A 17818-nucleotide genomic window follows, 5' to 3' on the forward strand; every position below is an offset into this window, starting at 1 on the left:
TGCCGTGACCCGCTATCGCGCCGCGCCTGCCGCGACGCTCCGGATCGTTCCGCTCGACGTGCTGACGTTGGTGTTTCACCGCGCGTCGGGGATTACGCATGTCGTTGATTCCCCGGTGCCAGAACTGATTGAAATACTTCAAGATCAACCGCTTGCGATCGATGAAGCCTTGGCGGCGCTTGCGGCAGCGCATGACCTGATCGACCCGGACCGCGAGGCCTTGGCGGCCCGGCTCGACGAACTGGTCGCCGCCGGTCTGGTCGAAGCCATCTGATGCGCCATTCGACGCAACTTCGCATCGGTCCGGTCGGGTTCCGGGTGGGCAGCGACTGGCGCGCGCCCATCGCGCTTCTGGAGGATCTCTACCGCGATTACGCGCAGCCGCAGGACGGCATCCCCGACTTCAATGTCCGCCTGTTCGCGGCGCGCTTCTGGCGGCGCTGGCTGCGGCCGTCGGTGCAGATCGGCGGCGATTTCGTCATTCCCGACGCCGCGCCGCTCCCGCTGGCGCAAGGATTGCTCGCGGCCGAGATGGCGATGAACCTGCAGATGGCGCTGGGGCAGCGCCGCTATCTGCTGCTCCATGCATCGGCGGTCGAGCGCGACGGCAAGGCGCTGCTGATGACGGGCGAGTCGGGCGCGGGCAAGTCGACGCTGGCGGCGCTGCTGATGACGCGCGGTTGGCGGTTGATGGGCGACGAATTCGCCTTGCTCGATCCCGCAACGGGCGTGATTCACGGCTTTCCTCGGCTGATCAGCCTCAAGAACGACGCTATTGCGGTAATGGAGCATGAGGCGAAAGGCGGGCGCTGGGGGCCGTTGCTTGAGGGAACGCCCAAGGGCGCGATCCGGCATCTGGTGCCCGACGCCCGGTCGATCGCTGCGATGGCGGAACCCGCCAGGCCCGCGTTGGTGCTGTTCCCGTCCTTCGGGTTCGAGGGCGCGGAGCGCGAGGTGTTTCCGAGCGAATGCTTCGTGCGGCTGACTCAGGCGTCGACCAACTATGTCACCCTGGGCGAGGTGGGGTTCGACGCGCTGACCGGGCTGGTGCGCGGCGTGCCGGCACGGGCGATCGACTATCCCGATACCAAGACCGCCATCGCGACGGTCGAGCGGCTTTGGAGTGAGCTCGCATGAGCGGGGCGCTGTTGGCACGGGCGCTGCGCGACCCGGCTTTGGTCGAAGGGCTGGATGCGAGCGACTGGACGGCGCTGCTCGCGGCGGCGCGGGCGGAGCAGTTGATCGGGACGCTGGCCTGGCGCGTGGATGGACTCACGATGCCGGAGGCGGCGCGGCGCGTGCTGGAGGATGCGCGTGCGACGGTCGAGCAGGGGCGGCTGGTCGCATTGTGGGAAGCCGAGATGGCGCGGCGCGCGCTTGCCCCGACGGGCATGCCCGTGGTGTTGCTCAAGGGCACGGCGTTTGTCGCCACCGGGCTGTCGGCGGGGCAGGGGCGGCAGATCGGCGATCTCGATATCCTGGTCCCGCGTGAGCGGATCGACGAGGCCGAGGCGGCGCTGATCGCGGCGGGCTGGGAATGGGTGAAGCCCGATCCCTATGACGACGACTATTACCGCCGGTGGATGCATGAGCTGCCCCCGCTGATCCACCGCGAGCGCGACCGGATGATCGACGTCCACCACACGATCCTCCCGCTCACCGCGCGGATCGCGCCCGATGCGGCGGCGCTGATTGACAGCCGGGTGACGTTCGGGAGTGGACTGTCCGTGCTGCCGCCCGAGGCGATGATCGTCCACGCCGCGGCTCACCTCCTCGCAGATGGCGATTTACAGGGCGGCCTGCGCAATCTGTGGGATATTCGCTGTCTGACCGACGAGTTCGGGGACGTCGAGTTCGACCTCAAGCTCGCGGCCTGCGCAGCTCTGCATGGCCTGACGCGCGAAGTGGAGCGGGCTCTGCGCCTGTCGGATCATCTGTTCGGCGACGGTGCGAGCCTGACCCTGGCGGATCGCTTCTACGCCCGCCGCCTGCTCGCCCGCGATGGCTGGGGTCGCCCGACGCGCAAGCTGACGGAGCTTGCCTTCTATCTGCGCGGCCATTGGCTGCGCATGCCGCCGCTCATGCTGTTGCGGCACCTGTGGACAAAGTGGCGGAAGGGCTATCGCCCAGGCGCAGCAGCGTAGGGACCAGCTCGTCATAGCCGTCGATCACCGCGTCGGCGCCTAGTTCCTCGATCGGCTGCATCAGGAAGCCGAAGCTGACCGCGATGTTCGGGATGCCCGCATTCTTCGCGGCCTGAATATCGTAGATCGAATCGCCGACGAACGCCGCGCGTCCGCCGCCGCAGCGCGCGATCATCTCATGGATCGGCGCGGCGGAGGGCTTGGCGTTACCCTTGCCCATCGTGTCGCCGCCGATCACGCAGACGAAGCGGTGGGTGAGGCCAAGCTCGGCCACCAGCTTCACCGCGAAGCGTTCGAACTTGTTGGTGACGATCGCGACCTTCACCCCGCGCGAATCGAGCTCGTCGAGCGCGGCGATCATGCCGGGGAAGGCGACGGTGCCGCGCGTCAGATTGGCATCATAGTAATCGAGCAGTTCGGGATAGACGCGTGCCATCGTGTCCGCGTCGTATCCGCCCGAGGCCTCGAGCCCCTGTTCGAGCATGTGCTTGGCCCCCAGGCCGAGCATCGACTTGACGGTGTCGAGGGAAAGCGCGGGCCGCCCCGCCAGCGCGAGCGCATGATTGGTCGCGGCGGCGAGATCGGCGCTGGTGTCGAGCAGCGTGCCGTCGAGATCGAATCCGACAATGTCGAAGGGGAAATTGGTCATGTCGCGGCAAATGCCCGCCGCGCTATGGAAATAGCAAGATGATCGTGGCAGTGGCGCGTGACGGGAGGCCGATTTCGACCATGACCACATCACCCATCGCCGCCGTCATCCTTGCCGCAGGCAGCGGCACGCGGATGAAGTCGGATCTTCACAAGGTTTTGCACCCGATCGCCGGGCGGCCGATGCTGCTGCATCTGATCGACACGGTCGCCACGCTGTCGCCCGAGCGCGCGGTGGTGGTGGTGGGCGCGCGTCGCGAACAGGTCGAGGCCGCGGTGGCGCCGCATGGCGCGGTCAGCGCGCACCAGGCCGAACAGCTCGGGACCGGCCATGCCGTCATGCAGGCGCGCGAGGCACTGACCGGCTTCGACGGCGATGTATTGGTCCTCTATGGCGACGTGCCGCTGGTGACCGAGAAGACGATGCGACGGATGGCCGGCCGGCTGCACGAGTCCGACGCGCCCAGCGTGGTCGTACTCGGCTTCCGCCCCGCCGATCCGGCCGCCTATGGCCGGGTGATCGTCGACGGCGACGGCCGCATCGAGAAGATCGTCGAATTCAAGGACGCCTCGCCCGATGAGCGCGCGGTCACCCTGTGCAATTCCGGCCTGATGGCGGTGCGGTCGCGCGATCTGTTCGCGCTGCTGGATCGGCTGGGCAACGACAATGCCGCGGGCGAATATTATCTGACCGACATCGTCGAGCTGTCGACCGCCCATGCCGGCGGGGCGACGGTAATCGAGACCGATGCCGCCGAGGTGGCCGGGGTGAATAGCCGCAGCGATCTGGCTGCGGTCGAGGCCGATTGGCAGCAGGCACGCCGCGCGCGGGCGATGGCCGACGGGGCGACCCTGACCGCGCCGGAGACGGTGTGGTTCGCCTATGACACGGTGCTGGGCCGCGATGTGACGGTCGAGCCCAATGTCGTGTTCGGACCCGGCGTGACGATCGCGGACGGGGTCGATATCCGTGCTTTCAGCCATATCGAGGGCGCGACCATCGCGACCGGCGCCGAGATCGGTCCCTATGCCCGGCTGCGCCCCGGTACGATTGTCGGCGAGAAGGTCAAGATCGGCAATTTCGTCGAGACCAAGAAGACCGTTCTGGGCAAGGGTGCGAAGGCCAATCACCTGACCTATCTGGGTGACGCGGAGGTGGGCGCGGGCGCGAACATCGGTGCCGGGACGATCACCTGCAACTATGACGGCTTCTTCAAATACGGGACGCGGATCGGCGCGGGCGCCTTTATCGGATCGAACAGCGCGCTGGTCGCGCCGGTGGCGATCGGCGAGGGCGCGATCGTCGCGGCGGGCGCGGTGGTGACCAAGGATGTAGAGGCTGATGCGCTGGCGCTGGTCCGGCCCGAACAGGTATCCAAGCCAGGCTGGGCGAAGCGGTTTCGAGCGATGATGCAGGCAAGGAAAGCAGCGAAATGAGTGACCGTTACGAAGGCAAGCCCTTCCTCCGGCTGGTGGATTGCTATGTGCTCGACGCGATCGGACATCTCGATCCGGGCCAGGATGCGCAACTTACCGAGATGACGCCGAAATTCCGCGAGATCTTTGGCGAACAAGGGGACTGGCGCGAGATCGTGGTAGCGCGGATGAAGTTCCCTGAAGGCATCGGCGAGGCGATCCGTCAGGTCTGGGAGAGCGGCCATGCCCGCTTCGTCGAGGCGAATGGACGCGAGCCGGACCCGGAAGAGTTCACCCGGTTTTTCGTCGACACCAATTTTCCGCATTGATGCGGCTGGGGATGAACTGAAATGTGCGGAATTGTCGGAATCCTGGGCAAGGAAGATGTCGCCGACCGGCTGCTCGATGGCCTCAAGCGCCTCGAATATCGCGGCTATGACTCAGCGGGCATCGCGACGATTGTCGATGGCGCGATCGATCGCCGGCGCGCATCGGGCAAGCTGATCAATCTCGGCCGCGAGCTGGCGGCCGATCCGCTGCCCGGCCATGTCGGTATCGCCCATACGCGCTGGGCGACGCATGGCGGCCCGACCACCAACAACGCCCACCCGCATGCCACGGGTGAGGTCGCGCTGGTCCACAACGGCATCATCGAGAACTTCAAGCCGCTGCGTGAGGAGCTGCTCGCGCGCGGCCGCAAGCTGGAGAGCGAGACCGACACCGAGATCGTCGCGCACCTGGTGAGCGAACAGATCGAGAATGGCGTCGATCCGGTCGAGGCGGTGAAGGGCGTGCTGCCGCGCCTGCACGGCGCCTTCGCGCTCGCCATCCTGTTCCGCCAGCATCCCGACATGCTGATCGGCGCGCGCCTCGGCTCGCCGCTGGTGGTGGGCTATGGTGACGACGAGACCTATCTCGGTTCCGATGCGCTCGCGCTGGCGCCGCTGACCCAGCGCATCTCGTACCTGGAAGAGGGCGACTGGGTCGTGCTGACCCGGTCGGGGGTTCAGGTCTATGACGTCGACAACAATCCGGTCGAGCGGCCGATCGTCAATTCGGGCGCGTCGGGCCAGCTGATCGACAAGGGCAACCATCGCCACTTCATGGCGAAGGAGATTTACGAGCAGCCGATCGTCGTGGCGCAGACGCTGCGCGGCTATCTCCAGCGGCTTGAGGATACGGTGACGCTGCCGATCCCCGACTTCGACCTGTCTTCGATCAAGCGCGTCACGATCGTGGCGTGCGGCACCAGCTTCTATGCCGGCATGGTCGCCAAATACTGGTTCGAGCAATTCGCGCGCGTCGCGGTCGACATCGATGTCGCGAGTGAGTTCCGCTACCGCGCGCCGGTGATGGAGGATGGCGGGCTGATGATCGTCATCAGCCAGTCGGGTGAGACCGCCGACACGCTCGCCGCGCTGCGTCACGCCAAGGCGGAGGGGCAGACGATCGCGGCGGTGGTCAACGTACCGACCAGCACGATGGCGCGCGAGGCGGACCTGCTGCTGCCGACCCATGCCGGGCCGGAGATCGGCGTCGCATCGACCAAGGCGTTCACCTGCCAGCTCGCGGTGCTCGCCGCGCTCGCCGCCAACCTCGCCAAGGCGAAGGGGCGGATGGATGCGGCCGAGGAGAAGGAGATCGTCCGGCACCTGGCCGAAGCGCCGGCCGCGCTCAACGCCGCGCTCGCCTATGACGAGGCGATCGAGGGGATGGCGGGCGTCGTCGCGGGCGCGCGCGACGTGCTCTATCTGGGCCGCGGGACCGACTATCCGCTGGCGCTGGAAGGGGCGCTCAAGCTCAAGGAAATCAGCTACATCCATGCCGAAGGTTATGCCGCGGGCGAGATGAAGCACGGGCCGATCGCACTGATCGATGAGAATGTGCCGGTGATCGTGATCGCGCCCAGCGGGCCACTGTTCGAGAAGACCGTCAGCAACATGCAGGAAGTGCAGGCGCGCGGCGGCAAGGTGGTGCTGATCAGCGACTATGACGGGATCGAGGCGGCGGGCGAGGGGTGCATCGCGACGATCACCATGCCCAAGGTCCACCCGCTGATCGCACCGATCGTCTATGCGGTGCCGGTCCAGCTGCTCGCCTATCATGTCGCGGTGGCCAAGGGCACCGATGTCGACCAGCCGCGCAACCTCGCCAAGTCGGTGACGGTGGAATAGCCCCGATGATCGTCGCGCGCCGCTGGATGATCGGGGTTGCGTTGGGGCTTGGCCTCGTCGCGATCCCGGCTCAGGCGCAGCGCGGCGACGGACCGCTGGTGCTGGCGGCGGCGAGCCTGCAGGAATCGATGACCGCTGCGGCGGATGCCTGGGCGCGCAAGGGGTTTCGGCGGCCGGTGATCTCCTTCGCCGCATCCTCGGTGTTGGCGCGGCAGGCGGCGGCGGGCGCGCGCGCGGACCTGTTCGTTTCGGCCGACCAGGAATGGATGGATTATCTCGACCAGCGGGTGATGCTGGCACCGGGGACGCGCGCGCCGTTTCTGGGCAACCGGCTGGTGCTGGTGACTTCGGCAGGGGCGTCACCCGAGCCGCGTCCGCTGACGGCGATGCTGCGTGGCCGGATCGCGGTAGCCGATCCGGCGTCGGTGCCCGCAGGCCGCTATGCCGAGGCGGCACTGCGCAAGCTGAAATTGTGGGATGCCGCCGCACCGCAGCTGGTGCGGGCGGAGAATGTCCGCGCGGCGCTGGCGCTGGTCGAGCGCGGAGCGGCACCATACGGCATCGTCTACGCCACCGACGCGCGGGCTTCGACGCGGGTGCGCGTGGCGGGCGTGTTCCCGCAATCGAGCCATCCGCCGATCGTCTATCCGCTCGCACGTCTGCGGAGTTCGACCCACCCCGAGGCGGACGGGTTCCGGCGCTTCCTGCTCTCGAACGAAGGCCACGCGATCTTCACCCGCTACGGCTTCTCGCGGCGGTGATGCTGGAGGGCGGCATCTGGCCGGTCGTCGCGCTGTCGCTCAAGGTCGGGTTGGTCGCGACCATCGTCACGCTGCCGATCGCCTTCGCGCTCGCCTGGCTGCTCGCTCGGGCGCGTTTTCCGGGGAAGATACTGGTCGACGGGCTGGTGCATCTGCCCCTCGTCGTGCCGCCTGTGGTGACGGGCTGGCTGCTGCTGCTCGCCTTCGCGCCCGCGGGACCGGTCGGCGGATGGCTTGAGCAGTGGTTCGGGATCAGTGTGATGTTCCGCTGGACCGGCGCGGCGATCGCGGCGGGGGTGATGGCGCTCCCTCTGATGGTGCGCGCGATGCGCCTGTCGATCGAGGCGGTCGACCGGCGGCTGGAAAATGCCGCGCGGACACTTGGAGCCGGACGCGCGCGCGTGTTCCGCACGATCACCTTGCCGCTCGCCTTGCCCGGCGTGCTGGCGGCGGCGGTGCTGGGCTTCGCCCGCGCGCTGGGTGAGTTCGGGGCGACGATTACCTTTGTCTCCAACGTGCCGGGCGAGACGCAAACCTTGCCGCTCGCCATCTACGCCGCGCTCCAGACGCCGGACGGGGAGGCGCAGGTGCTGCGGCTGGCGCTGATCTCGGTCGCGCTGTCGCTGGCTGCGCTGGTGGCATCGGAACTGCTCGCGCGGCGGGCGGGGCGGGGCGTCCATGTCCTTTGACATCGCGCTTGAGAAGCGCCGGGGCGATGCGCATGTGACCTGCCGGATCGAGGGCGGGGAGGGGATCACCGTCTTGTTCGGCCCCTCAGGTGCGGGCAAGACCAGCGTCCTCGACATGGTCGCCGGGCTGCTGGAGCCGGATACGGGTCATGTGCGCGTCAACGGCGAGACGCTGTTCGACGCGGCCACGGGCGCGGACGTTCCGCCCGAGCGGCGCCGGGCCGGCTATGTCTTCCAGGATGCGCGGCTGTTCCCGCATCTCAGCGTGCGGGCGAACCTGCTCTACGGGGCGGGGGGCGATCCGTCCGGACTGGACGATCTGGCGGGCCGGTTCGACATCGCGCATCTGCTCGACCGCTGGCCGCGCTCGCTTTCGGGCGGAGAGGCTCGGCGCGTGGCGATCGGACGGGCACTGCTGGCGAAACCGCGCTTTCTGCTGCTCGACGAGCCGCTGTCGTCGCTCGACCGCGCCCGGCGTGAAGAGGTGATGCGGGTGATCGAGCACCTGCGCGACGACTCCGGCCTGCCGATCCTGATGGTCACCCATGACGCGGCCGAAGCCGAACGTCTGGGCCAGCGGACTATCGAGATTTAGGCCGATCCGCCGTCGCGCCGGTCGCAGGCGTCGGTGAAGCGCCCGGCGGCTCGGTGAACTCGAACCAGTCCGTGAACGGCAGGCCATAGAGCAGGTCGAAGAATTCGAGCTGCAACCGTGCCGGCTTGCCCGTGTTGCTGTTCCACAGCATCACGATGCCGCTTTTATCCGCCGGATCGAACAGGACGAGCGAGCCATAGCCGTCGACCGATCCGCGATGCCCGACCAGCGCATGGCCGGCATAGTTGAAGCTGCGCCAGCCCAACCCGTAGGACGCATCCGTCAGCGCGCGATCCATCGGCCCGCGCGGTCCGTGCGGCGGGGTCGCGACCCGGGCGCGGTGCATCATTTCGAGCGCGGCCGGTGACAGAACGGTGGGCGCATTGCCCATCTGTGCCTGCATCCAGATCAACAGGTCGCGGATCGACGAATTGACTCCGCCCGCGGCGGGCACGCGGTAATAGGCGTCGTTGACCGTGACGAGCGCCTTGGCCTTGCGGTGCGGCTGGGCCCAGCTCGTCGCCGTCTGCAGTCCCGTGCGGCCGACACTAGCGTTGCGCATCCCCAGCGGCTCGAACAGGCGTTTGCGCGCCAGGCTGGCATAGTCCTCGCCGGTCGCGCCCTCGACGATCTCGGTCGCGGTGTCGTACGCGATATTCTGATAGCCGTAGCAGGTTCCCGGCGGGCAATGGACGGGCAGGGTACCCAGCATCGCACGCAACGCCTTCGGGTCCTCGCCGGCCTCAAGCCGCTCGTCCCAGGCGTTCCGGACCAGCCCGACGCGGTGCGACAGGACATTGGCGATGGTGACGTTGCTCGAATCGCCCGGCAACGTCAGCGTCGTGTTGAGCGATGCCACCGGGGTATTCAGCGACAGCTTCCCCTCTTCGGCGAGCTTGGTCACCAATGCGGACGCGACCCCCTTGGACACCGACGCCCAGCGGAACACCGTGTCCGGCGACACGGCGGCGCCGCTATGCGCGACCGTCTCGCCAAAGCCTTTGACGAAGCGAACCTGCCCATTCTCGACCGTGCCGACCGCGAGGCCGACCATGTCGGGTTCCTGCATCAGCCGCGCGATCCGCGCCTCCAGCTTCCCGTAATCGACGCGCGCGGGGGTTTCGGGCCGATGGACCTCGCCATTGGCGGTCGCTTCGGGCGGTTCGGCGGGTGTGGATTGGAGCGTGGCGAAGTGAGAGGCCGCGAAGACGCCAGCGCCCAGCGTCACCACGGACAGCGCGATCAATGCCTTGCGTCGCCCGGTACTCAATAGGCGCATTCGCATTCCATTCTGCGCGGGGTCGCCGAAAAACTGGAGCGGGTGAAGGGAATCGAACCCTCGTCGTAAGCTTGGGAAGCTTCTGCTCTACCATTGAGCTACACCCGCTCGGGCGTGCGTTGCCATATGACGTGGGCCGCGTTTCGTTCAAGTCCCTTCTTGAACTTTGGGACGATCCGGCGTCATGGGGCGGCGCGAGGAGAGTTCCGATGAAGCTGCGTTCCATGCTGTTCGTTCCCGGCGACCGTCCCGACCGGATGGAAAAGGCGCTGGCCAGCGGCGCCGATGCCCTGATCCTCGACCTTGAGGATTCGGTCACCCCGGCCAACAAGGGCGCCGCGCGACAGGCGGTGGCGAAGTTCCTGGCGGAGACCCATGGCGAGGTGAGCCTATGGGTTCGGGTCAATCCGCTCGATTCGGGCATGACGCATGACGACCTTGGCGCTTCGCACGGCGCTGACGGGATCGTCCTGCCCAAGGCGGAGAGCGGGACCGACGTCGCCTCGCTCGACGCGATGCTGGGCGGGATCGCCGCGCGCATCCTGCCGATCGCGACCGAGACTCCCGCGGCGGTGTTCGGCCTCGGCAGTTACGTCGGCTGTTCGCCGCGCCTTGCCGGGATCACCTGGGGCGCGGAGGACCTCCCCGCCGCGATCGGCGCGGTCTCCTCGCGTGAGAAGGACGGAAGCTACACCCCGCCCTATGAGATGGTTCGCGCGCTCGCCTTGTTCGGCGCCCATGCCGCGGGTGTACGCGCGATCGAGACCGTCTATCCCGATTTCCGCAACCTCGATGGACTCAAGGCCTATTGCGCGCGAGCGATGCGCGACGGTTTCACGGGCATGATGGCGATCCACCCCGCGCAGATCGAGATCATCAACGCCGCCTTCACCCCGTCGGCAGAGGCCGTGGCGCATGCCCAGCGCGTCGTCGCGGCGTTCGCGGCGAACCCCGAAGCTGGCGCGCTCCAGCTCGACGGCAAGATGATCGACGCGCCGCATCTCAAACAGGCTGAGGCATTACTGAAGCGCGCCGGCGTCGCGTGAGCGGGGATTTCCATCGCGGCGATCTGGAGCGGCTGCGCACCGCGGGCCGCTATCGGTCGCTGACGCCACGGACCGGCATCGACTTCGCGTCGAACGACTATCTCGGCCTCGCGAACGACCAGAGGTTGCGCGATGCGGTAGCGGCTGCACTGGATCGCGGGGTCGCCGTCGGGTCGGGCGGATCGCGACTGCTGCGCGGCAACGATCCCGAGATCGCGGCGCTCGAGGCCGAGGCGGCCACGATGTTCGGGGCGGAGGCGGCCTTGTTCTTCTCGACCGGCTTCGCCGCCAACGTGGCGTTGCTGGCGACCTTGCCGCAGCCCGGCGACCTGATCGTCCACGACGCCCTGATCCACGCCAGCGTGCATGACGGCCTCAAACTGTCGCGCGCGCCATCGGTGGCGGCCGCGCATAACGATGCGCAGGCGGTCGACGACGCCATCGCGGCATGGCGCGGGCAGGGCGGCACCGGCACACCGTGGATCGCGGTCGAGAGCCTTTATTCGATGGACGGCGATCGCGCTCCGATCGCGGCGCTGGCCGAGGTTGCTGCCCGGCACGACGCCATGCTGATCGTCGATGAGGCGCATGCGACTGGCGTCTGGGGCAGCGGCGGACGCGGCCTCGCCGCCACGCTGGAGGGGCGTCCCAACATCATCACCCTGCACACCTGCGGCAAGGCGCTGGGCTGCGAGGGCGCGCTGGTCTGTGGTCCACGCGTCTTCATCGACTTCCTCGTCAACCGCGCGCGCCCCTTCATCTTCTCGACCGCGCCCTCGCCGCTGATGGCCTCGGCTGTACGCGAGGCATTGCGGATCGTTGTCGACGAGCCGGCCCGACGTGAGACGCTGCACTGGCTGATCGCCCATGCCGAACGCGTGCTGGCACCGCTCGGCGTGACCCCGACCGGATCGCAGCTGTTGCCGCTGATCGTGGGCGGCGACGCCGAGACGATGCTGCGCGCCGCCGCGGTTCAGGCGAAGGGCTTCGACGTACGCGGCATCCGTCCGCCGACCGTCCCCGCAGGGACGGCGCGGCTGCGTATCTCGCTGACGCTCAACGTCACCCAGGGCGATATCGATCGGCTGGCGGACGCGCTCGCATGATCGTCGTCACCGGAACCGATACCGGCATCGGCAAGACCGTGGCCTCGGCGGCGCTCGCGCTGCGGCTGGGCGCATCCTATTGGAAGCCGGTCCAGGCCGGGCTGGATGAGGAGACCGACAGCGAGACCGTCGCGCGGCTCACGGGCGTCGAGATACTGCCCGAGGCCTATCGGCTCAACACTCCCTGCTCGCCGCACCGCGCCGCCGAGATCGATGGCGTGACCATCGACCCCGATCGCCTCGCGCCGCCATCGGGCCGGGTGGTGATCGAAGGGGCAGGGGGGGCGCTGGTCCCGCTGACGCGCGAGCTGGTCTATGCCGATCTATTCGCGCGCTGGGGGCTGCCGGTGGTGGTGGTCGCGCGCACCACGCTCGGAACCATTAACCACTCTTTGCTGACGATCGAGGCTTTGCGGACTCGCTCAATCTGGGTAGGCGGCGTGCTCTTCTCGGGGGATGCGATGCCGGACAGCGAAGCGACGATCTGCGCGATGGGCAAGGTGCGGTCGCTCGGACGCATTCCGATGCTCGATCCGCTGACGCCGGAAACATTGCGCGTGGCTGCCGAAACGCTCGACCTGACGGCAATCGCATGAAGAAATCACCCGTCTGGCATCCCTTCACCCAGCATGGCCTGGGTGAACCGGTCCCGCTGGTCACGCATGCCGAGGGAGCCGCGCTCCACACCGCCGATGGGCGGCGCGTGATCGACGCGATCTCCTCCTGGTGGGTGACGACGCACGGCCATTGCCATCCGCGCATCGTCGCGGCGATCCGCGAGCAGGCGGAAAAGCTCGACCAATTGATCTTCGCCGGCTGGACCCACGAGCCGGCCGAGACGGTGGCGCGCGATCTCGTGGCGATGATGCCGCGCCCGCTCGACCATGTCTTCTTCTCGGACAGCGGCTCGACCAGCGTCGAGGTGGCGATCAAGATGGCGCTCGGCCATTTCGCCAATCGCGGTGAGCCGCGACATCGCATCGTGGTGATGCAGGGCAGCTATCATGGCGACACGATCGGCGGCATGTCGGTCGGCGCGCGCGGCGTGTTCAACAAGAGCTATGCGCCGCTGTTGTTCGACGTCGACACGATCCCGTTTCCGGAGGGCGCCAACGAATATCGCGCGCTCGACGCGCTCGAACAGCTCTGCGCCCAGTCGCCGCCGCCCGCCGCGATGATCGTCGAGCCGCTGGTGCTCGGCGCCGGGGGCATGAAGATGTACGCGCCCGGCGTGCTGCGCGCGATGCGGGAGATCTGCGCGGCGCATGGTGTGCTGTTCATCGCGGATGAGGTGATGACCGGCTGGGGCCGCACCGGCACCTTGCTGGCGTGCGAGCAGGCGTCGGTGGTCCCCGACCTGCTGTGCCTGTCCAAGGGGCTGACCGGCGGATCGCTGCCGCTCGCGGTGACGATGGCGACGCCGGAAATCTTCGAATCGCACCGCTCGAAGGACCGGGCGAAGATGTTCTTCCATTCGTCGAGCTACACCGCCAACCCGATCGCCTGCGCCGCCGCCGCCGCCAACCTCGCCCTCTGGCGCGAGGAGCCGGTGCTCGAGCGGATCGCGCATCTCGCGCACCGCCAGCGCGGCTACAGCCGGGCGCTGTCGGGGAAGGTCAACAACCTCAGGCAATTGGGCACCATCGTCGCGATGGAGGTCGAAGCGCCGGAAGGGGCCTATCTCTCCGTCGTCGGACCGCGGCTGATGAGCTTCTTCCGGGACCGCAACGTGCTGCTGCGCCCGCTCGGCAACACTCTCTACATCATGCCGCCCTACTGCATCTCGGACGAGGATCTCGCGCGGGTCTACACGGTGATCGGCGAGGCGCTGGAGGCTTAGGCCGCGGCTCGACGATACCTTCAACCATAGTCAGCGTCGCATTCTATCGTCGTCATCCCCGCGCAGGCGGGGATCCATTCTGGCTGACCGATCGAATCTAGCCTCGACTTCGGCGGCAATGGATTCCCGCCTGCGCGGGAATGACGGTCTCCGGAGCTCGAATCCCCAAATCTAAGCCGCGCGCAACTCCGCCAGGAACGCATTGACGGTATTTCCCAGCGCATCCGCCTCGGCGCGGATGCGGCCGGCCAGGCCGCCCATCTCGCCCGCGCTGCTCGATGCCGATCGTGCGGTCGCGCCGATCGCCGCGACATCGTCATGGATCTGCGTGCCGGCGGCAACCGCCTCTTCGACGGTGAGCGCGATCAGCCGGGTGGTCTCGCGCTGGGTGCCGACCGCGTCCTCGACCGTGTCGGACAGGCGTGCCATCGCGGCGATCGACGCCTCGACCTGGGCATGACCGTCGGCGACATGGACGATCCCGCCGCGAATCTCCTCGACATGCGCGGTGATGCGCTTGGCGGCGACCCCGGCCTGGGTCGCCAGGATCTTCACTTCATTGGCGACGACGGTGAAGCCGCGTCCCGCTTCGCCCGCGCGCGCCGCCTCGATCGTCGCGTTGAGCGCGAGCAGGTTCACCTGTTTCGCGATCTCGCCGATCAGGCCGATCACCGCGTCGATCGACTGGGCGGAATGCATCAGCCCATCCATCCGCGCGCTGCCCGCGCTTACCAGCGCGACCGCGTCGGATGCGGCGGCCTTGGCGCGCAGCGCGTCGCCGTTGATCGCGGCGAAGGCGCCCGCGAGCAGCCGTCCCCGATCGGCGATGTCGCGCATCGACGCGCTGGTCTGCCCGGCGGCGGCGGCAACCGCGGCGGCACGGTCGCCGGTGTCTCCCGCGCGGCCCTCGGTCTCCTTGGCATTGGCTGAGATGAAGCGTGCGAGATCGGTCAGCGCGCGGGTGAGGCCCGCGACCTGCCGCTCGAACCGCACGGCGGCGCTCTCGATCCGCTGCGCCCGCTCGATCCGCGCATTGGCCGCGTCGAGCTCGCGGTCGGAGGTCAGGCGAACAAGACGGCGATTGGCGACCACCGCGAACAACCGCCCGTGGTGGGTGACGATCATCCCCTCGGCGCCATTGGCCTCGCGATAGGCTTCCACAAGCGCGCCCGGGTCCTGGTCGACTTCGGCCGTCGGGCAGGCGCGGATATGCGCCGCCAGGCCGTTGCCATAGGCCGGGTTGCGCATCAGCGCATGACCGAACGGGTTGAGCAGCAGGCGCCGCACATCCTTTTCGAACACCGCGCCAACGATATGATGTCCGCTGTCCACCACCGGCAGCAGCCGCAGCTCCATATTGGCCTGGAACAGGTCGATCGCGGCGAACAGCGTATCGGTCTGGCGCAGGAAGGGCGGGTCGCGCTCGATCGGGGTCAGCCAGCTGCGCGCGGTGGCGGGCTGGCGCAGATCGGCGAAGTCGGCGGGCGAACAGAACATGCCGTCCAACTAGGGGCGACGCGGTAAATGCGATGTTATCCGGGCGTGACAGTTTGAAGACAAATGGCGGTTTTTCGCGCCTTTTTGCGGTTAACCTTCCAACTGGGCCCGATGACGTCCCGCCAGCGCGGTCAACCAGTCGGCAAAGGCCGCGACATGCGGGAAGTGCCGCGTCTCCTCATGGGTCACCATCCAGAAGCTGCGGCGAATGCGGATGTCGGGCAGCACGCGGGTCAGCTTGCGGTCCGCGTCGCCGATGAAGCAGGGCAGCACCGCGACGCCGGCACCCGCCGTCGTCATCCGGTATTGCGCGTTGATGCTCGACGATCGCAGCTGCGGCTCGGGCGCGCCCGGCACCTCGTCCAGATAGCGCAACTCGGGCGCATAAAGGATGTCGGGGACATAGCCGATCAGGCGATGGTCGCGCAGCTGCTCGGGCGTGGTTAGCGGCGCGCTGCGGGCGAGATACTCGTTCGATGCATAGAGCCGTAGGCCATAATCGGCGAGCTTGCGCGTCAGCAGCGGCCCGCGGCGCGGGCGGGCGAGCAGCACCGCGACATCGGTCTCGCGCCGTGTCGGGTTGAGGAAGCCGCTGGTCGCGATCAGATCGACCGCCAGCCCCGGATGCGCGTCGGCCAGCTCGCCGAGGTACCGGCTGACGAACCAGGTGCCGAACCCCTCGGACACGCTCGCCCGGATCGTCCCGCGCACCGCGCCGCCCGGGTCGCGGCTGCCGATCGCGGCGGCGGCACGCTCCATCGCGCGGGCGTGGGTGAGCAACCGCTCGCCGGCCGGGGTCAGCGACTGGCCATCCTGCCCTTGCTCGAACAGGCGCTCGCCCAGCGCTTTCTCCAACCGACGCAAGCGCCGCCCCGCCGTCGTGGCGTCGATCTCCAACGCTTGCGCGGCCTTGGCGAGCTGCCCCGTACGGGCGATCGCAAGGAAGATGGGGAGATCGCTCCAGTCCATTGCCTGCAAATATGCAGCTTGCGCCTGCATGTCGATGGGTTGCTCGCGCGGTGGGCGCGGGTGCATCACCCTTTGCCAAAGGAGAGTCTGAAATGGCGACGGCGGTCCGCGAGATTTCGCACTTTATCGGCAATGCGGCGACGGCCGGGACCGGCACGCGCCGCTCCGACGTGTTCGATCCCAATACCGGCGCGATCCAGGCGCAGGTAACCTTGGGTGCGCAGGCCGATCTCGACGCCGCGATGGCGAACGCGCTCAAGGCCCAGCCGGGCTGGGCGGCGACCAACCCGCAGCGCCGCGCCCGCGTCATGTTCAACTTCAAGGCGCTGATCGAAAAGAACATGGACGAGCTGGCGCATCTGCTCAGCTCCGAACATGGCAAGGTCATCGCGGATTCGAAGGGCGATATCCAGCGCGGGCTCGAAGTGATCGAGTTCGCCTGTGGTATCCCGCATGTGCTCAAGGGCGAATATACCCAGGGCGCGGGTCCGGGGATCGACGTCTATTCGATGCGCCAGCCGCTCGGCGTGGTCGCGGGCATTACCCCGTTCAACTTCCCGGCGATGATCCCGATGTGGATGTTCGGCGTCGCCATCGCCTGCGGCAACGCCTTCATCCTCAAGCCCAGCGAGCGCGATCCCAGCGTCCCGGTGCGCCTCGCCGAACTGATGCTCGAAGCCGGCTTGCCCGAAGGCGTGCTCCAGGTCGTGCAGGGCGACAAGGAGATGGTCGACGCGATCCTCGACCATCCCGAGATCAAGGCAGTGAGCTTCGTCGGCTCGTCCGACATCGCGCATTATGTCTATCGCCGCGGCGTCGAGGCCGGAAAGCGCGTCCAGGCGATGGGCGGCGCCAAGAACCACGGCATCGTCATGCCCGACGCCGATCTCGATCAGGTCGTCAACGACCTCGCCGGTGCCGCCTTCGGTTCGGCGGGCGAGCGTTGCATGGCGCTCCCGGTCGTGGTGCCGGTCGGCGACAAGACCGCAGAAGCGCTTCGCGCCAAGCTGCTCCCGGCGATCGAGGCGCTGCGCGTCGGCGTCTCGACCGATGCCGAGGCGCATTACGGCCCGGTCGTCACCGCCGCCCACCGCGCCAAGATCGAAAGCTACATCCAGATGGGCGTCGACGAGGGTGCCGAGCTGGTCGTCGACGGCCGCGGCTTCAGCCTTCAGGGGCATGAGCAGGGCTTCTTCATCGGCCCAAGCCTGTTCGATCGCGTGACCCCGCAGATGCGGAGCTATCAGGAAGAGATCTTCGGCCCGGTCCTCCAGATGGTCCGCGCCGACAGCTTCGAGGAGGCGCTGCGCCTGCCGAGCGATCACCAGTACGGCAACGGCGTCGCGATCTTCACGCGCAACGGCCATGCCGCGCGCGAGTTCGCCGCGCGCGTCAATGTCGGCATGGTCGGCATCAACGTGCCGATCCCGGTGCCGGTCGCCTATCACACCTTCGGCGGCTGGAAGCGCTCGGCGTTCGGCGACACCAACCAGCACGGCATGGAAGGCATCAAGTTCTTCACCAAGGTGAAGACGATCACCCAGCGCTGGCCGGACGGTTCGCCCGACGGCGGCAACGCGTTCGTCATCCCGACGATGGGCTGACATGCCCTGCTACCCGGAATGCGCTGTTCCTCCGACCGCCGCTGACCTAT

18 protein-coding genes and 1 tRNA gene are annotated in these 17818 nt (G+C 67.9%); 14 read left to right on the forward strand and 5 right to left on the reverse strand.

What is annotated here, in order from left to right; genetic code table 11:
- The first annotated feature begins 4 nt into the window (after window positions 1-4).
- From AC07M1_RS06570 to AC07M1_RS06580, 3 genes are read left to right on the forward strand one after another with little or no spacing between them, the layout of a single operon-like run.
- Window positions 5-274 carry an HPr-rel-A system PqqD family peptide chaperone gene (locus AC07M1_RS06570; protein WP_495161755.1) on the forward strand — a complete coding sequence of 90 codons (270 nt, stop codon included), beginning with the start codon at window positions 5-7 and terminating at the stop codon, window positions 272-274.
- Window positions 274-1137: an HprK-related kinase A gene (locus AC07M1_RS06575; protein WP_495161756.1), complete on the forward strand. Its 864-nt coding sequence runs from the start codon at window positions 274-276 to the stop codon at window positions 1135-1137. The genes AC07M1_RS06570 and AC07M1_RS06575 overlap by 1 nt, the downstream gene beginning before the upstream one ends.
- The gene (locus tag AC07M1_RS06580) at window positions 1134-2144 is read left to right on the forward strand and encodes a nucleotidyltransferase domain-containing protein (RefSeq protein WP_495161757.1); all 1011 of its coding nucleotides are present in this window, start codon (window positions 1134-1136) and stop codon (window positions 2142-2144) included. Before AC07M1_RS06575 ends, AC07M1_RS06580 begins: the two co-directional genes overlap by 4 nt.
- Here the strand turns inward: AC07M1_RS06580 and AC07M1_RS06585 are convergent.
- Complete coding sequence (locus AC07M1_RS06585; RefSeq protein ID WP_495161758.1) at window positions 2080-2793, reverse strand: HAD-IA family hydrolase; 714 nt, start codon at window positions 2791-2793, stop codon at window positions 2080-2082. The two genes, AC07M1_RS06580 and AC07M1_RS06585, sit on opposite strands and share 65 nt — an antisense overlap.
- Window positions 2794-2873: 80 nt before the next feature.
- Here AC07M1_RS06585 and glmU point away from each other — a divergent pair, with 80 nt between their 5' ends.
- Genes glmU through AC07M1_RS06615 form a run of 6 tightly spaced genes read left to right on the forward strand, consistent with a single transcriptional unit; the run spans window position 2874 to window position 8427 of the window.
- On the forward strand, window positions 2874-4229 hold the full coding sequence (gene glmU / locus AC07M1_RS06590; protein WP_495161759.1) for a bifunctional UDP-N-acetylglucosamine diphosphorylase/glucosamine-1-phosphate N-acetyltransferase GlmU: 1356 nt from the start codon (window positions 2874-2876) through the stop codon (window positions 4227-4229).
- Window positions 4226-4537: a hypothetical protein gene (locus AC07M1_RS06595; RefSeq protein WP_495161760.1), complete on the forward strand. Its 312-nt coding sequence runs from the start codon at window positions 4226-4228 to the stop codon at window positions 4535-4537. Before glmU ends, AC07M1_RS06595 begins: the two co-directional genes overlap by 4 nt.
- 21 nt (window positions 4538-4558) lie before the next feature.
- On the forward strand, window positions 4559-6382 hold the full coding sequence (gene glmS, locus AC07M1_RS06600) for a glutamine--fructose-6-phosphate transaminase (isomerizing) (protein WP_495161761.1): 1824 nt from the start codon (window positions 4559-4561) through the stop codon (window positions 6380-6382).
- Between the two features lie 26 nt (window positions 6383-6408).
- Window positions 6409-7143: a molybdate ABC transporter substrate-binding protein gene (modA, locus tag AC07M1_RS06605; protein WP_495162824.1), complete on the forward strand. Its 735-nt coding sequence runs from the start codon at window positions 6409-6411 to the stop codon at window positions 7141-7143.
- The gene (gene modB, locus AC07M1_RS06610) at window positions 7143-7832 is read left to right on the forward strand and encodes a molybdate ABC transporter permease subunit (RefSeq protein WP_495161762.1); all 690 of its coding nucleotides are present in this window, start codon (window positions 7143-7145) and stop codon (window positions 7830-7832) included. The genes modA and modB overlap by 1 nt, the downstream gene beginning before the upstream one ends.
- Window positions 7822-8427 (forward strand): ATP-binding cassette domain-containing protein, encoded by a 606-nt coding sequence (locus AC07M1_RS06615; protein ID WP_495161763.1) that lies wholly within the window; start codon window positions 7822-7824, stop codon window positions 8425-8427. The genes modB and AC07M1_RS06615 overlap by 11 nt, the downstream gene beginning before the upstream one ends.
- On the opposite strand, the gene AC07M1_RS06620 is transcribed toward AC07M1_RS06615, so the two are convergent.
- Entirely contained in the window at window positions 8414-9706 is a 1293-nt protein-coding gene (locus tag AC07M1_RS06620; RefSeq protein ID WP_495161764.1) for a serine hydrolase domain-containing protein, read from the reverse strand. The two genes, AC07M1_RS06615 and AC07M1_RS06620, sit on opposite strands and share 14 nt — an antisense overlap.
- 34 nt (window positions 9707-9740) lie before the next feature.
- Window positions 9741-9814, reverse strand: a tRNA-Gly gene (locus AC07M1_RS06625).
- A 101-nt stretch (window positions 9815-9915) separates the two neighbouring features.
- Here AC07M1_RS06625 and AC07M1_RS06630 point away from each other — a divergent pair.
- The 4 genes from AC07M1_RS06630 to AC07M1_RS06645 are packed head-to-tail and all read left to right on the forward strand — an operon-like array spanning window position 9916 to window position 13698.
- Window positions 9916-10752 carry an HpcH/HpaI aldolase/citrate lyase family protein gene (locus tag AC07M1_RS06630; RefSeq protein WP_495161765.1) on the forward strand — a complete coding sequence of 279 codons (837 nt, stop codon included), beginning with the start codon at window positions 9916-9918 and terminating at the stop codon, window positions 10750-10752.
- A complete protein-coding gene (locus AC07M1_RS06635) occupies window positions 10749-11858 on the forward strand; it encodes an 8-amino-7-oxononanoate synthase (RefSeq protein WP_495161766.1) in 1110 nt (369 codons plus the stop codon). Before AC07M1_RS06630 ends, AC07M1_RS06635 begins: the two co-directional genes overlap by 4 nt.
- Window positions 11855-12454: a dethiobiotin synthase gene (bioD, locus tag AC07M1_RS06640; protein WP_495161767.1), complete on the forward strand. Its 600-nt coding sequence runs from the start codon at window positions 11855-11857 to the stop codon at window positions 12452-12454. The genes AC07M1_RS06635 and bioD overlap by 4 nt, the downstream gene beginning before the upstream one ends.
- Window positions 12451-13698, forward strand: a complete 1248-nt coding sequence (locus AC07M1_RS06645) for an adenosylmethionine--8-amino-7-oxononanoate transaminase (protein WP_495161768.1) — start codon at window positions 12451-12453, stop codon at window positions 13696-13698. The genes bioD and AC07M1_RS06645 overlap by 4 nt, the downstream gene beginning before the upstream one ends.
- Before the next feature lie 171 nt (window positions 13699-13869).
- Here the strand turns inward: AC07M1_RS06645 and AC07M1_RS06650 are convergent, their stop codons facing one another.
- Window positions 13870-15195, reverse strand: a complete 1326-nt coding sequence (locus AC07M1_RS06650) for a methyl-accepting chemotaxis protein (protein ID WP_495161769.1) — start codon at window positions 15193-15195, stop codon at window positions 13870-13872.
- A gap of 90 nt (window positions 15196-15285) precedes the next feature.
- Entirely contained in the window at window positions 15286-16164 is an 879-nt protein-coding gene (locus AC07M1_RS06655; protein WP_495161770.1) for a LysR family transcriptional regulator, read from the reverse strand.
- Between the two features lie 92 nt (window positions 16165-16256).
- On the opposite strand from AC07M1_RS06655, the gene AC07M1_RS06660 reads away from it, so the two are divergent.
- On the forward strand, window positions 16257-17768 hold the full coding sequence (locus tag AC07M1_RS06660) for a CoA-acylating methylmalonate-semialdehyde dehydrogenase (protein ID WP_495161771.1): 1512 nt from the start codon (window positions 16257-16259) through the stop codon (window positions 17766-17768).
- Window positions 17769-17818: the final 50 nt, after the last annotated feature.

This window comes from Sphingomonas sp. GW821-FHT10C01 (assembly GCF_059415525.1).